This is a genomic window from Streptococcus australis, assembly GCF_003943615.1.
Lineage (GTDB): Bacteria > Bacillota > Bacilli > Lactobacillales > Streptococcaceae > Streptococcus > Streptococcus australis_C.
Map to the genome: position 1 here is coordinate 208,590 of NZ_RJPZ01000001.1, position 15,791 is coordinate 224,380.

General features: G+C 46.4%; 12 protein-coding genes. 2 read left to right on the forward strand and 10 right to left on the reverse strand.

The window, feature by feature from the left end; translation table 11 throughout:
• Window positions 1–389 precede the first annotated feature (389 nt).
• On the forward strand, window positions 390–2,372 hold the full coding sequence (locus tag D8785_RS01110) for an Ig-like domain-containing protein (RefSeq protein ID WP_260469855.1): 1,983 nt from the start codon (window positions 390–392) through the stop codon (window positions 2,370–2,372).
• Window positions 2,373–2,544: 172 nt separating this feature from the next.
• Here the strand turns inward: D8785_RS01110 and D8785_RS01115 are convergent, their stop codons facing one another.
• Genes D8785_RS01115 through miaA form a run of 7 tightly spaced genes read right to left on the reverse strand, consistent with a single transcriptional unit; the run spans window position 2,545 to window position 8,100 of the window.
• Complete coding sequence (locus D8785_RS01115) at window positions 2,545–2,949, reverse strand: GNAT family N-acetyltransferase (RefSeq protein WP_125374192.1); 405 nt, start codon at window positions 2,947–2,949, stop codon at window positions 2,545–2,547.
• 1 nt (window position 2,950) lies between these two features.
• Window positions 2,951–3,661 carry a class I SAM-dependent methyltransferase gene (locus tag D8785_RS01120; protein WP_125374193.1) on the reverse strand — a complete coding sequence of 237 codons (711 nt, stop codon included), beginning with the start codon at window positions 3,659–3,661 and terminating at the stop codon, window positions 2,951–2,953.
• Window positions 3,662–3,671: 10 nt separating this feature from the next.
• Window positions 3,672–4,427, reverse strand: a complete 756-nt coding sequence (locus tag D8785_RS01125; RefSeq protein WP_125374194.1) for an SDR family NAD(P)-dependent oxidoreductase — start codon at window positions 4,425–4,427, stop codon at window positions 3,672–3,674.
• Between the two features lies 1 nt (window position 4,428).
• Window positions 4,429–5,358 (reverse strand): ribonuclease Z, encoded by a 930-nt coding sequence (gene rnz / locus D8785_RS01130; protein WP_023022942.1) that lies wholly within the window; start codon window positions 5,356–5,358, stop codon window positions 4,429–4,431.
• Between the two features lie 10 nt (window positions 5,359–5,368).
• Window positions 5,369–5,989 (reverse strand): cystathionine beta-lyase, encoded by a 621-nt coding sequence (locus tag D8785_RS01135; RefSeq protein WP_398575123.1) that lies wholly within the window; start codon window positions 5,987–5,989, stop codon window positions 5,369–5,371.
• Window positions 5,973–7,223, reverse strand: coding sequence for a GTPase HflX (hflX, locus tag D8785_RS01140; RefSeq protein WP_125374196.1), 1,251 nt, complete (start codon window positions 7,221–7,223; stop codon window positions 5,973–5,975). Before hflX ends, D8785_RS01135 begins: the two co-directional genes overlap by 17 nt.
• On the reverse strand, window positions 7,210–8,100 hold the full coding sequence (gene miaA, locus D8785_RS01145) for a tRNA (adenosine(37)-N6)-dimethylallyltransferase MiaA (RefSeq protein WP_125374197.1): 891 nt from the start codon (window positions 8,098–8,100) through the stop codon (window positions 7,210–7,212). Before miaA ends, hflX begins: the two co-directional genes overlap by 14 nt.
• An 83-nt stretch (window positions 8,101–8,183) precedes the next feature.
• Between miaA and D8785_RS01150 the strand changes: the two genes are divergently transcribed.
• Window positions 8,184–8,354, forward strand: a complete 171-nt coding sequence (locus D8785_RS01150; protein ID WP_003002781.1) for a DUF3042 family protein — start codon at window positions 8,184–8,186, stop codon at window positions 8,352–8,354.
• Between the two features lie 42 nt (window positions 8,355–8,396).
• Here D8785_RS01150 and D8785_RS01155 read toward each other — a convergent pair whose 3' ends face one another.
• The 3 genes from D8785_RS01155 to rexB are packed head-to-tail and all read right to left on the reverse strand — an operon-like array spanning window position 8,397 to window position 15,657.
• Window positions 8,397–8,702, reverse strand: a complete 306-nt coding sequence (locus tag D8785_RS01155) for a DUF4298 domain-containing protein (RefSeq protein WP_117744135.1) — start codon at window positions 8,700–8,702, stop codon at window positions 8,397–8,399.
• A 2-nt stretch (window positions 8,703–8,704) separates the two neighbouring features.
• The gene (gene addA / locus D8785_RS01160) at window positions 8,705–12,382 is read right to left on the reverse strand and encodes a helicase-exonuclease AddAB subunit AddA (protein ID WP_125374198.1); all 3,678 of its coding nucleotides are present in this window, start codon (window positions 12,380–12,382) and stop codon (window positions 8,705–8,707) included.
• Complete coding sequence (rexB, locus tag D8785_RS01165) at window positions 12,379–15,657, reverse strand: ATP-dependent nuclease subunit B (protein ID WP_125374199.1); 3,279 nt, start codon at window positions 15,655–15,657, stop codon at window positions 12,379–12,381. Before rexB ends, addA begins: the two co-directional genes overlap by 4 nt.
• Between the last annotated feature and the right edge of the window lie 134 nt (window positions 15,658–15,791).

Genomic DNA, 15,791 nt, shown 5'->3' on the forward strand with positions numbered 1-15,791 from the left:
GACTGACGCTCCCTATAAATAGTTTCTACTATATTTTTTTATTATTGAGATACAAATTACTTGACACTGCAAAGGATTGTAATATAATATAAGTGGCTTTAAATTATATGGTAACGGACTGATCGGTTTTTTCAGCCGTCTTGGTTTGAAATCCTTTACTTTATGGCCATTTGAGTTATTAATTCTGTGTGTGGAAAGGACAATCAGTTTTTTGTTTTAAGCTGTCACAGTCGACTTCCCCTTTTCTCTAGCTACAACGATGGTCTCTACCATTCACTCCTAGCAGAAAAACCGTCATAAACATCTAACCGACTCCTTGTCGGTATAGGGCTGGACACGCTTAAAATGTGTGGAAAAAAAGTGATGTACTTCCAAACCAGGAAAAAGGAATGGAGGAACAAGTGAAAACTTTCTATAAAAAATTATTCGCGTTTGTAGCAATGATTAGTGTAGTTGCTCTTGGTTTGTCAATCATCAAGCCAGTTTCTGCAGCAACTGTTACACCAACCATTACAAACCTCAAAGCAAATGCAAATGGTCAAAAGGTTACATTTTCTTTTGACTGGGACTTGACAGGAATTTCTGTTAAGGAAGGTGATACGTTTACTATCGACGCTCCAGAAGGTGTCAATATTACTGAAATCGCAACACAATCACTACAAGCAAACGGTGCTGAAGTGGCGACTGTTTCAATGACAGGTAAAAAGATTACTTTTACTTTCAAAAAAGCAATCGAATCAATGAACCAAAACGTAAAAGGTGGATTCTCATACAAAGCGGAATGGGATAACACTCCAGGAAACCCTGGCAACAAAACAGCTACTTCAAAAGTAGGTTCTGAATCAGTGGTAATCACTCGTCCTGATGGACCTGGCATATTTGAATCTGTGATCAATAAATATAACCTTACTGGGGACTATGTTACTAAGCAATTCAAATTAGATGCATCTGAAAACTATGCATGGATGAATGTTGGAGATGACTACTATCTTACAAAATGGTTCATCCGTATCAATGGAGATGGCAAAAAACAAGCCATCACTAACCCAGTTGTTACTGACCGTATCCAAGCTCCAGCGGTAGATTACTCTAAAATCACTTTTGCTCCAGCTGCGAACCATGCAGCAAGTGAATTCTTCGTGGGAACTTACTTAAAACCATCATTCACATTAAGAAAAGGTGGACAAGTAGTTGCTTCAGGTTGGGATTTCTGGAAACATGTTAAGTTCGATGCAGATGGCAACGGATTTACTGTGAATTTATCAGATGTAAGTGATGTGTTCAAAACAGCTACAGACGAAGAATTAATCGTTGAATACCAAACATTAATTCCTAAGACTACAATTCGTGTAGACAACAACGCTACATTGAAAGCTGACGAAATTACAACTCCACAAGAAGATCCAGCATTCTGGAATAACACAGAATTGAATTTCTGGGTAACTGGTGACACAACTGTTACAGTTCAAAAAGAATGGGTTGGAGATAGCGAAGCAGACCGTAAAGATATCACTGTTCAATTGTATGCCGACGGCCAAGCTTTAGAAGGAATGACACAAACTCTTACAAAAGCTTCTGGTTGGCAAGCAGCATTTACGAATTTGCCAGGTATCAAAGACGGTAAGAAGATTGAGTACTCAGTAGTGGAAACAAACACACCTGAAGGTTACACTTCAAAAGTCGAAAAAATTGATGATGCTAACGTGATTAAGGTTATTAACACATCAAACAAACCAACTACAACAACCACTACTACGACTACTACAACCACTACAACTACAACTGAAGAGTCAACTACTTCAACTACTACAACTACTGAAGAACCGACTACTACAACTACTACAACTACTGAAGAACCGACTACTTCAACTACTACAACTACTGAAGAGCCAACTACTTCAACCACTACAACAACTGGAGAGCCTTCGACTACAGTAACTACTACACCTGAAACTCCTGCTACATCTGTTTCTACAGAGGAGCCTTCAACAACAACTACTACAACTACAACTGAAGACAAAGGTACAACAACAACTACTACAACTGCAACTGAAGACAAAGGTACAACAACAACTACTACAACTACAACTGAAGACAAAGGCACAACAACTACAACTGAAGACAAAGGCACAACAACTACAACTGAAGACAAAGGCACAACAACTACAACTAAAGAACCTAAGACAAGTAAATCTACTGAAGATAGTACTACTACAACACCTGAAAATCCAACCGGACCAAACGGTAATGGTGGCGGACGTAAGAAACTTCTTCCAAGCACAGGTGAAGTTGTCGCAACAGGTCTTGTTCTTACAGGAGTATTGATCTTGGCTGGTGCCGTTGTCTTGAAACGTAAAATGACTGATAACTAATTCAGTTCAGATAACTACTATTAGCTTGCACTAGCTCCACCTCCTAGTCACTAATAGCCAGAGAGAGAATCACATTCTCTCTCTTTTTTGTTGCTTAAAAAGAATTTTATTACTAGCTAGTTGTTTCTACCGCTCTAGTTGCTACAGAAAAAGACTTCCTCACGGAAGTCCATTATTTCATATTGATCATGCCCGTACAGGCTTGCTCTGAAAGTTCAACAAAGCCCAGGGATTGGTAAAAGACAAGATTTTTCTCGCTCCGTTCAGTGACGAGGAGCCGTTGATAGACATGGGGGAAGGTCGCTAAAGCCTCTTCTAAGAGTTTTGTTCCAATCCCTTGGTGCTGGTGATCTGGTCGCACCAAGAGATCCTGCACCAAAAGGACGGAGTGACCGTCTCCTACTAGGCGGATATAAGCGACGAGCTCCTCCTTATGATAGACGGCTAATTGCCAAAGGCTGGCTTTAACAGCTTCTTCTAGCATGGTTGGATTGTTGGTATAATTGGTCCAGCCGACCGAGCTGTAGAGTGCGAGTAGGTCTGTCATCGCTGGAATTTCTTTTTTGTAAACGAACATCTTACCTCCTTTTTAAGGTATAGTGCTGGAAGAAGGAGATCTCCCGATATGGGGACTCTTGGCAAACAGCCAGCTCCATTTCAAGCATGGACTCTCGCCAGCCTTCTTGGCCTTTGAAGCGATTATCTTGCAAGCCATAAAAGACTCGAATTCCTTGGTAGTCTTTCACTTCAAGAGCTAGGTCTTCTACTGCCGCATCCAGATCATAGGCCTGAGCCAGGCCCATGGAGTGGGTTTCTAGGTCCTGACCTGCTAAGAGAGCAAGCGCCTTCCGAGTATCGTTTTCAAAGACCACTGTCTGCAAGACGCGACCAACCTCATTGTGCTTGACGATGGAGAGCATCCCTCCTAGTTTCAGGAGACGGGTAAATTCCTCAAGAACCAGCTTGCGATCCTCTACATACTCCAAGACATTGTGGCAGAGGATGACATCAAAGCTAGCATCTTCAAGGCTTGCTAACTGGTCCAGACTTCCGACGAGTTGCTCGTAGGGATGATTCTGGACCCGCAAGGCCACCATTTCCTGATTAGGCTCCACAGCAAGGACTTGGTTTTCTTTCGCTAGGTGGTTAGCCACAAGACCGAAGCCACTGCCAAAATCAAGCACCCGCTTGCCTTTGATGTCCTTTAATTGCTCAAAAAGGATATCATAATAGATCTGTCCCCAGGGTTGCTGGAGATTTTCTAAGTAGGCTTGAATATTTGCGGCCATCTGGCTCCTCCTATTTATAGTTAAACATCTTGCTGGCTAGCTTGTCCGAGATGCGTGGAAAAAGGGTATAGAGCTTATGGGTCAGGTTCAAGAGCCAAGGAAGATTGAGCTCGCGTTTTGGTTTTCCAAAATTCTTCACAATCTTCTTAGCCACAAAGCCTGGCTCCAAAATATAACGGTCCACAGCTTTAACATAGGTCCCGTCTGGATCTGCCTGGTCAAAGAAAGTGGTTCGAATTGGACCCGGATTGACCGTCGTCACATGGACACCAAAAGGCATGAGTTCCAAGCGTAGGGCATTGGAAAAGCCAATGGCCGCAAACTTGGTCGCCGAATAGAGGCTGGATTTAGCAGTTGCAACTAAGCCCGCCATGCTGACGATGTTGACGATATGCCCCTTGCCTGCTTCCTTCATGTGCGCGCCTATCAAGCGCGAAAGGTTCATCAGGGCAAAGGTATTAACTTCAAACATGGCATGAATCTGCTCATTAGTAATCTGGTCAAACTCTTCAAAGATTCCATAGCCAGCATTATTAACCAGGACATCAATCTTTCCATAGCGCTGAATCAGCTCTTCGACAAGCTTTTGGACAGTTGAGGAATCTGTGATATCAAGTCCAATACATTCGGCCTGAGGATGGCCGGCATAGAGGTCTTCCAGTTTTTCTTGATTTCTCCCTAAGAGGATCAAGCGGTCTTCAGGGAGGAGTTTGACCATTCCCTGAGCTAGGCCTCCACTCGCTCCTGTGATGATGATGGTTCGCATCTTAGATCTCCACTTCTTCTAGGTCCTTGACCACATGGACCTTGTCAAAAATAGTCGCAGCATCCTTGCGCAATTGGCTGACGTCCTTGGAGAGGAAGCGGGCGCTGATATGGTTGAGAAGTAGGCGTTTGGCCCCTGCTTCACGCGCCACTTCTGCCGCCTGCATATTGGTCGAGTGCCCGTGCTTACGAGCAATCTTCTCATCGCCCTTGCCATAGGTGGACTCATGGACGAGGACATCGGCATTGACCGCCAGTCTGACGCTGGCATTGGTCTTTCGTGTATCGCCTAGGATGGTGATGACCTTACCGGGTCGAGGGGCTGAGATATAGTCCGCAGCAATGATCTGGGTGCCATCTTCTAATGTAACGTCCTGTCCATTTTTAACCTGGCCAAAGAGCGGTCCAAATGGAACCCCTGCCGCTTTGAGCTTGTCTGCGTCGAGCGTTCCTTCCAGGTCTTTCTGCATGATGCGGTAGCCCACACAGAAGATGGTATGGTCCAAGGCCTCGGCATAGACTGTGAATTTGTCTGTCTCCATGATTTTCCCAAGTGAACCTTCATCAAACTCATGAAAATGGATCTGGTATGGGAGACGAGAGCCAGAAACCCGAAGACTAGTCAAGACAAAAGACTTGATCCCAACTGGGCCATAAATCTCTAGATCGGTCTGCTCTTCATTGGCCTGAAAAGCTCGGCTAGAGAGGAAACCTGGCAAGCCAAAAATATGATCCCCGTGAAGATGGGTGATAAAAATCTTGCTAACCTTTCGAGGACGGATGCTCGTTTCTAAGATTCGGTTCTGCGTCCCTTCCCCACAGTCAAAGAGCCAGACTTCATTAATTTCATCCAGGAGTTTGAGGGCTAGACTAGAGACATTACGAGATTTGGACGGTTGTCCCGCACCTGTTCCTAAAAATTGAATTTCCATTGTATACTTTCTAACTAATATAGATCATAGCGGTCCGATTCTTCGATCGAACAGCGATTTTCCCAGGGTAGGCAGCGGCTAATTGAACCAATTCGTCCTGGTTGTAACCAGATAGATGTATGGTCCCATCTGCCAGCTCTTCGAGATTCGACAAAGCTGACAATTCCTTGGTCTCGACTATCTCTTGTTCCCTAACAAGGCGCATCAAGATCAAGCCTTCCTCTTCATAGACGAGGTAGTGAGGAAAGATTTGCGCGATCTCAAACAAGAGGTCCATGCTGATGGCTTCTGCTTGCTGAGCAAATACTTGAGCCAGTCCCTTCTCTCGGTAGCAAAAACCATAGGCCTTACCCGAAAGATTGAGACGGACAAAGGGTTTCTCCTCCTCAAAGCTGGGATGTGTCTGATAGAGAGCAAAGGCCTCAGTGACTTGTTCATAGTAGTCAGTTGCAGCTTCTGGGCTCTTTTTTTGGTAGAGCTCAGCGAAGTAGGCATTGATCACACTCGGTGGTGGTGTAATAAACTGGAGCTTCTGCTCCTCTGTCAATCCCGCCAAGATCCGATCTAAATAGACCTTATCTAGACTGGTATAGCCTCCATAGCTGAGGGCGAGGTTAAGATAATCCATGATGATAAAACTCCTCTAGTCTCCATGCATTTTTAGGTGCGATGTACCCTGTTAAGACCTCGCCAGTCTCCTCATAGGAACGCTCGGTCAAAATGACCATTGTCTCCAACTCATGGATCCGGTAGGCTTGCTCAAAAGGTACTTGAATCGTAAAGGGCTGGAAGAGCTCTTGCATCTTTTTAAGTAGAATGTCCTGAAGTTTAGTTCGACTATCGGGATCCTTAGCTGAAACCAGGCGGTAAGGTGTCTGTGTCGGGGTAAAGTCGTCGACCTTATCTGCCTTGTTGTAGAGGGTCAAGCGTGGAATATCCAGCATCTCCAAATCTTTCATAATCTGAAGGACTGTCTTTTCATGCTCTTCATGGTTGGGATCAGAGGCATCGATGACATGGACCAAGAGATCCACATTCTTACTTTCTTCTAGGGTTGACTTAAAGCTGGTCACTAGCTCTGTCGGCAAGTCCTGAATAAAGCCAACCGTATCTGTCAGGGTTACTTGTAAATTGCCTGTTAGATGAATACTCTTGGTTGTAGCATCCAAGGTCGCAAAGAGTTCATCTGCTTCGTACTGGGTCTTACTGGTCAAGGCATTCATAATGGTTGACTTTCCTGCATTGGTGTAGCCAATCAAGCCAATCTTAAAAACAGAAGATTCCAGACGTTTTTCTCGAACCACTTCTCGGTTCTTCTCGACTACCTTGAGTTGACGCTCAATATCGGTGATTTGATTGCGGACACTCCGGCGGTTTAACTCCAGCTGACTTTCCCCTGGACCACGGGAACCAATCCCTCCAGCCTGCCGGCTGAGCATGATTCCTTGACCCACCAAACGAGGCAAGAGGTACTTGAGTTGGGCCAGATGAACCTGGAGCTTGCCTTCATGGCTCCGAGCCCGCATAGCAAAGATATCCAAGATGAGTTGCATCCGATCGATAACCTTTACACCCAAAATTTCTTCTAAATTTACATTTTGTCGTGGGGTCAAACGGTTGTTAACGACAACTGTCGAAACCTCATCTGCATCGACCATTTGGGCAATTTCTTCTAGCTTTCCAGAGCCGACGAAGGTCTTACTGTCGTACTTCTCTCTCTTCTGAGTGTAGACACCGACTACTTCAGCTCCGGCTGTCTTGGCTAGACTGGCCAACTCCTCCATGGACATGTCAAAGTTTTCCATGCCTTGGAGTTCGACCCCGACAATGAGGACCCGCTCCTGTTTTTTCTCAGTTTCTATCATCTAAAAATCTTTCTATATCTTGAAGAACCCGCTCCTTGAAGCCTTCTTCTCCTATCTGGTAAAAATGGACCGTCATCCGATTGCGGAACCAGGTCAACTGGCGCTTGGCAAAGCGGCGCGTGTTTTGCTTGAGCTGCTCTAGGGCCTCTTCTAAACTTTGCTCCCCCTTAAAATAAGGGAAGAGCTCCTTGTAGCCAATCCCCTTAGCCGCCTGAACCTCAGGATGGTTATCATAGAGCCATTTAGCTTCTTCTAACAAGCCTTGTTCAACCATGAGATCCACCCGTCGGTTAATGCGGTCATATAAGGCTTGGCGATCATCGTCTAGACAGATCATATAGGTCTCATAGGCTGGAGCTTGATTTTCCAAGTCCTGACCGAAATGGGCGATCTCCAAAGCCCGCATGGCCCGTCTACGATTGATCTGCGGAATCTCCATTCCTTCTTTCGCTACTTGCTTAAACAGTTCTTCGTCCGTAAGAGGAGACAATGACTCCCGATAGGCTAGTATATCTTTGTGGGCAACGTCCCCTCCTAGATGATAACCTTCTAGGAGACTTTGGACATAGAGACCGGTCCCTCCAGCAATAATGGGGAGATGGCCCCGTTCTTGAATCTCCTCGATGGCTTGGCTGGCTTCTTTGACAAAATCATAAGCCGAGTAGGTCTCTGTCACCTCACGGACATCGATCAGATGGTGGGGAGCCGCCGCCTGCTCTTCTGGACTAGCCTTGGCCGTTCCAATATCTAGTGTGCGGTAGACTTGCTGACTGTCTCCACTGATGACCTCGCCCTGAAAGCGCTGGGCCACCTCGATAGCGAGGGCTGTTTTTCCAACAGCGGTCGGTCCCACTATCACAATTATCTTGTTTTTCATCGTTTTTCCTTGCAAAAATCGCATTTTTTCGTTACCATATATTATAACATAAAAATTTAAAGTTCTAAAAAGGAGAAATTCTCATGGCTAAAGGATTTGGTAAAGGTTTTGTTACTGGTGTTGCTGGTACTGTCGCTGCAGTTGCAGGAGCAGTTTACACTTTCAAGAAGAAAGTCATCGAGCCAGAAGAACAAAAAGCAGCTTTCATCGAAGAAAATCGTAAAAAAGCAGCACGCCGTCGTGTATCACACTAATCAATCAAAAAAACTCCGGGAAACCGGAGTTTTTTTGTGTTCTTATCGTTCTTTTAACATTTTGGTCGCAAGGTCTAGCATCTCCACTGCCTTTTGGTAATGCTCGTCCAACAAATCGTAGACGGCATCTTCGGATAAGACACCACAGTAGACCTCTTCAGGAAAGTCTGGCTGATTAGACAGTTCGACATCGTCCATATAGACCTGGCTAGTGTAGTAATCGCGAAGAGCGATATAGCTAGACTGGCCTGCTTCTACTCGTCGCAAACATGCTTCAAGCTCTTCGATTAAACCTTGGTAGGCGTTGAGATGGCCTTCCATCTCTTGGATTCGTTCGATAGGAGTCATGATTAATCCTTTCTATCTGCTAGAGAAACGACTTGTAATTGCTCGCCTCCTAGTAAGATTAAATACGATTCGATGCAGTCTATACCATACGAGCGACGGAGGGCTTCTGCGTAGAGTTCCAGTTGGGCTCTGTAGCGATCTAGTAAATCCTGAGGGTTGCGGTAACGGTCTGTCTTGTAGTCAAAGAGAAGAATCCGGTCTTCTAGAAGCAGGTAGCCGTCCAAGATCCCCCGGACTACAAAGTCCTGACCACTAGCTGGATCCGTCTTGAGCATGGCAAATGGGGCTTCGCGATGAACTTTGCCTGACTCCTTGAGCAAGAGTTGGCCCAAGTCAGTCTGGAAGAAGGCTAAGATCTTCTTGAGGTCGATTCGCTCCTTGACAGCTGGGCTGGCATTGACCTCTTGGAGAACCATTGTTAAGCTCTCCATCGTTGGAACTGTCGTCAATGGAATTCGTTGCATCAGTTCATGCAGAGCACTACCGACTGCTGCCCCTGTCACAGCTTCTTCCTTGCCAAAGTTTGGAAACTCAAAGCTTGGTAAGGCGACGTCCGCTTTTTCCATGAGATCCACTCCTTCGATATCTTGGATGGGTTCATAGAATTTTTTGATTTGACTTGGGGTCCGCACACTAGGCAGTTGGATAGCTGCTTGGTACTGGGTGTTGAGCCGGTCCACAGATTCTAAGACATCCAGGGCACGGCGAATCTCTTCTGATTGGCGGTTGTCCTTCAGGTCATCGACTGGGAGGGACGTCTTCAACTCCAAGTGACCGATTTGCTCGGGCGTCAAGTCTTGGTCGGTCACAAAATGAGTCTGATAGGCTAAGTGTTGCTGGGCAAAGACTGCCTGAATGGCATAGAGCCAGTCTTGGAAACAATTGATCTCCTTGCGAAGAGCTGGGCTCAAGCGTCCATTGACACTGGCTCCCCATTTTCTCTCTTCCAGCTTATCCTGCCGGCCCTTACCGACAAGATAGAGCTTGCGCTCCGCCCGGGTCATAGCGACATAGAGGAGGCGCATCTGCTCCGACAAGGCTGCCAGACGAATTTCCTCGACATTTCGCTGGTAAGGCAGGGTCTCAATGACCAATCGAACCGCCTCAGGAAGTCCCTCTTGATCAGACTCGACAGGAAGATTCGCAATATACTTGATGCCCACCCCATTTTTCCGACTGATAACGGCATTAGTAGACAGTTCCTTGCCGACAAACTTTTTATCGGTGTTGAGGATAAAGACGTAGGGGAACTCAAGTCCCTTGCTCTTATGGATGGTCATGAGTTGGACAGCATCCTTAGGAACTGCCTGGGCAACATTGGCCAAGTCGTGCTGGTTTTCCAAGATCTTATCAATCATGGAGATAAAGCGAGGCAAACCCTTAAAACTAGAACTTTCAAAGTCATTTGCCCGAAGGGTCAAGGCATAGAGATTGGCCTGCCGTTGGGCACCATTTGGCAGGGCACCCACATAATCATAGTAGTGGCGATCCTGGTAAATCTTCCAAAGCAGGTCATAGAGAGAATGCGTCTGGGCATAGTCACGCCAGGCATCCAGTGTCTCCATAAAGCGAGTGAGTTTCTCTCTTAAGCTTGAATCGATCAACTGAGGAGCACTTCCAGTCTGGTCTAAAGCATGTTGCAATTTCTCATAGAGATTTTCTGCTTTCTTGCCTTCAACTCCCTGTAAAGCTAAGCGAGCTAACTGGTCCTCGTCAAATTCAAACATGGCTGATTTCATGAGAGCCACCAAGGGATAGTCCTGTAAGGGATTGTTAATGGTCCGGAGGGTATCCAAGAGGACCATGACCTCAACAGACTGGAGGTAGTTTTCCTCTCCCCCGTCCGCAACGATAGGAATTTGATAGGCTTCAAAAGCTGAAAGCACCTTGTCGTTACGGGTCCGAGAAGCCGTCAAAAGCGTAATATCTTTGAAGTTTACCCCTTCTTCATTGTGGAGGCGGATGATCTCCTTGATGACCAAAAGGACTTCACCTGAGGATAGGCTATCCCCTTCTTGCTCCTCTTCTTCACTTGTTTCAGCTACGTCCTGACTGCCATCATAGAGCAGGAACTCCGTCTCATAAGCTGGCGTCGGCTCTTTCTTCTCCGGATTTCCCGCTATCAAGCGGTGGCTCTGGTCATAGAGGATCTCTCCAACTTCCTCATCCATTAGACGTTCAAAGACATGGTTGGTCGCTTCTAAGACCTCTAAATGGCTCCGGAAATTCTCCTTGAGCAGGATCAATTTGCCATCTGCCCCTTCTTCTTGGTAGGCCTTAAACTTGTCATTAAAAATCTGAGGATCAGCCTGACGGAAGCGGTAGATAGACTGCTTGATATCTCCCACCATGAAGCGGTTGTGGCCATTAGACAGGAGCTCCAACATCCGCTCTTGAGTGTGGTTGGTATCTTGGTACTCATCGACCATGACCTCGTGGTAGCGCTCCTGATAGAGACTGCGGATATGAGGAAATTCTTCAAGAATCTGGATGGCAAAATGGCTGATGTCGCCAAATTCAAAGGCGTTTTCCTGCTTCTTGCGCTCCAAATAGGCAATCGTGAAAGCTTGGACAAAATCCCTGAGCAAGACTAGCAAAGGCAAGGGTTCATCCTTGAAGCGAATCTGATAGGTTAGTTGGTAGTGCTGGGAAGCTGATGCCCGCAAGGCTTCGATGCGTTCTTTGCGTTCGTCATTAAAGGCAGTCGCTAGCTCTTTCAAGTCTTCTTTTCGTGTCGTGATGGTCAGACTTCGTCCTCCGCTGGCACGGGAGATCAAGACCACCCACTCCAAGACCTCAAAAATCGCTTCCTGGCTGGATTTCTCATTAAGACGAGCAATCAAGTCTTGAATAGCGGTGACATTTTCTTGGTACTTGGCCCCTGAAAATGCTTGTCCTTCATTAGCCAGATGGAAGGTAAAGAAAGATTCTAATTCAAAGAGTTGCTCTTTTACCTCTTGGGCTAACTGATCCAAGGCTTCATCATAGTCCAGATCCTGATAACCTTTGAGGAAGGACTCCTCCAACCACGCGAGAGGATCCGTAGTGGATTGCAAGAAGTCTACTAGGGCGTAGACCTGATCCTTAAAACCTGCTAGCGACTTGCCCTTTCCTGTAAAGTTCTTAACCAAGCGACTAAAGAGGCGTTCAGGCCCTTGCTCCTCATAAAACTGCTCAAAGACTTGCTCGAAGCAGTCATTCTTGAGTAAGGACTGCTCACTTGCACTTTGGAGGATACGGAAGGTCGGCGAGAGGCCTAATAAATAGCCATATTTGGAGACCAGCCGCTGCGTGAAGGCATCCATGGTCCCGATATCACTAGTTGGTAATTCTGCAATTTGCTGGGCCAGGTGGTACTTGAGCTCCTCGTCCTTGGTAGCCTTGAGGCTTTTCTCCAATTCCTTTTCCAAGCGTTCCTTGAGCTCGGTCGCTGCCTTGACCGTAAAGGTTGAGATAAACAATTGCTGGACGGAAATCCCTCGGTGCAATTGATCCAGGATCCGTTGGACCATGACAAAGGTCTTCCCAGAACCGGCCGAAGCTGAGACTAGGATATTGGTTCCTAACGAATAGATGGCTTCTATCTGCTCAGGGGTTCGTTTTTGTTCCTTGTCAGACTGGGCCTCCTGGATTTGGAGGTCTTGAATCTGAGCGGGACTTAGAAATTCAATTGGTTTCATTGATTCAATTCCTCCCTCATTTTTTCTATCCAGGCCTGACGGAGCTTGTCACCGACTGGGCGTTTATCATACTGACTTGGGTCCAATTTCTCCAAGAAGCGAGCTTGTCCTAGATGAAGATTGGCTTCAAATCCCGTAATTGATTTATATTGTTCTACATACGGAGCGATGCTTCGACCATTTTCAGTATAAGGGTTGATAGCAAAGTCTCCCGACAAGATGCCCTCGGCTGCTTGTTGATAGAGATGGGCATTGTAGAGCAAGAGCAGATCTAGCTCCTCTTGTCTCAGCAACATGGCCTTGTTTTTCTCATAGCTCTCCCCTAGTTGGTTAGCTTGGTCTGCCAAGAAAAGCCCCTTGTATTGTTGGGATTTTAGAACCGCTTGGACAGCATCATCAACCGCCTTGGTATCCTTGAGAGGCACCAAAGGATCTGTCATCTGCAAGTACATGGCTCCAAAAATCCCCTTGTCAGGATCAAAAGACTTAAAGTCTTTGATAGCAGACAGATAGGTTGGCAACTGGGAGTTGAGTCCATTAAAGAACTTCTCAAAATTAAACTTAGTCTCGCTAGACTTGTAGTCCACCACTCCCAAGGCTCCTGTATTAGAGAGACGGTCAATCCGATCGACCTTGCCCTTGACCAAGAGCGGACGACCATCCTCAAGGGTTAAGAAGGGACGATCTTCTCGGCCAAAGAGAGCTTCTTCTCCAATGGTTTCGATGCTGTCATTGTGAGCGAGAACACGACCAGTCGCCCGAGCTGTATCCAGGAGCAATTCTTTTGAAAAAGCAGCCGTAGCATTCTCCTGATAAAGGAGGGCAAACTCTGTCTCCTGGCTGGTTTCGCGAATGGCCTTGTTCAAGCGCTCATCAAAATTCCCTTCTGAAGGATCTTTCAGCACTCGTTCAAAAATTCGGTGCAAGAAATTCCCATGGCTTCTAGCGTCTGGGCGCAAATGCCACTCCTCCTGCAAGCCCAAGACATAGTGGAGATAATAGCTGTATTGGTTTTGATAGTAGGTGTTGAGAGCTGAAGCAGATAAAGACAGGGCCTGCCCTTTTGGATAAAGGACTGCCAGCGTCTCATCCTCTAAGACCTTGGTCGTCAAGCTTTGACTGATTTGCGGAATGTGCATGCCTTCTGACGCTAATTTCTTCCGAAGGACACGAATAGCAACTGCCCAGAAAGTCGCTTCTTCCTTGCTCAACTCCTGGTCAATTTCTCCCTGGTGCAATTCAATCAGTCGGGCTAAGAGAGCCTGGTAAGACCCCATATCTTCACTAGAGGCCCTTGCCTTCTTCTGAATGACGGATAGAGCAAGCGGTTCCTTGGTCAGCTCAAGCAAGTAAGGCGACATCTTGTCATCCACTTCATTGACTAAAATAGGACTGGACAATACTAACTGTTTGGTGGCTGCATTGAAGAGAGACAGGGCGACGAAACGATTCTTCCGTAAGTTGTCCTGACTGGCAATTTGGAGATTAGCCTGTTCCCCAGAAGCTTGGTTCAAGACCTGACGCTCCTCATCTGTCAGTAAGGATTGGTCCTTGGCAATCTTAGGGAAGTGCTCCTGGGTCAAGCCAATGGCATAGACATAAGGAGCTGATAGAGGTTCAATCAAATCATAGGACTGAACAGTCACCACATCTACAGTCGCTGGGACCGTCCGATAGCTTGCCAACAAAAGCCCTGACAAGAGGATGCTAAGGAAATCATCCAAGGTCACCTTGAGTTGATCAAAGACCTGGGCAAATTGTTCTAGCACATGGCTAAAGGACTTCCAGACCTGGTCATAGCGTTCCATCTCCTGCTCAGAGCCACGACTGGCTAAGGTTTGCATGTTTTGCATCAACTGGGCATCTTGACAAAACTGGGCAAACTTCTTCAGAAGTCCCTGGCTGGTCTGACTCTTGGTCTTGTAAAAGTCCTGCAGAGGATCGATGACTTGCTGGCGAATCTGATTGAGACGCTCTAGGTCAAATTTGTCCTGGTGGTTGGCTGTAAAGTCACGAGAAAAGGCAGCCAGACCCTTGATCTCTGCAAAGCGAACATATTGTTCGAAATGGTCAATATCCTCTCGTGTCAGCATCCCATAGAGCCCCGTCTTCATGAGATTGACCACATCTTCGGTCAAAAACCGATATCGACGAAGGCGATCCAAGGATTCTACCCATTGGACCAGGGGATGTTGGGCCATGGATTCACTCTTTCCAAGATAGAAAGGAATCTGGTACTGGTCAAAGATGGTCTTGAGCTGGAGTTGATAAGCATCTACATCCCCCAAAAGCACCCGAATATCCTTGTAACGCGCTCCCTCATACAGGCGTTGGCGAATGGATCGGGCTACAGCCTCTAGTTCTTCCTTTTGATGGTTGCAGGTCCAAATCTCTACCGCTTCTCTGTCTTGGTCAGACAGCTTACCCTCTACCTCCGTAAAGTCATAGCGCGCTTCCAAGATCCGCGTCATCCGGCTAAAGGCATCTTCTTTTCCTTGACCGACGTAGCTTGGCGTGACCTGGTAAGCTCTGGCCAAGTCTAGCAGGAAGTCCACACTGGCCTGGTAGAGGTTCCCCTCACGAAAGGTCGAGCGATAGGCTTTCTCACTGGCGTAAGCCCCAATAATGATCTCGACGCCCTTGTCATGTAGTAAATGAACCAGGTAGTCCTCCTCGGCTGAGAAACGGGTAAAGCCGTCAATCACTAGAGCCACATCTTTTAACTCCTCATCCAAATCTCCCTTGATAAGGTGAGAGGCAAAACGAGCCAACTTAGACTCAGACTCAAAAGCACCTGCAACTAATTGCTCTTGAACAGACTTCAAGATATGGACCAGATCTTCTCTCTTCTCCTGATCCGGCAAGGCATCCAAGTCTGACGGAGTCATCTGGGCCGTCTGCAACTCATGAAAGAGCTGGATCAATTGTTGGATAAACTGGGGATCCTTTTTGAGACGGGCATAGACCTTGAGCTCTTCATCCGGCATCTGAGAAAGCACCTTAAAAAAGAGCATACCGAGACCGATATCATCGAGTGCTTGTTGCTGATGGCTTTCATTGAGTGTAAAATAGCGTGCCATCTGAGCAAAGCGCGTAATGGTGATGGCAAAAGAAGCCTTCTGGTCTAGGAGTTGCAAGACTTTGCGCTCCTTCTCAAAAGATAGAGAGTTGGGCGCGATATAAAAGACCCGCTTCCCTTCTTCAACCAAGCGATTGGCTTCATCTACCAAAACCTGGGTTAAAGGCGTTCGAATATCTGTATAGACTAATTTCATAATGTGCTGATTCCTGTAAAATGATAGTTCTATTATACCATCTTTGTGCCTTTTCTACAGGGATATTCCCATCATTCAGTAGATTCAAAGCAGTTAAAAAAACCAGACAAAATGTCTAGTTTTAATGTAGATTA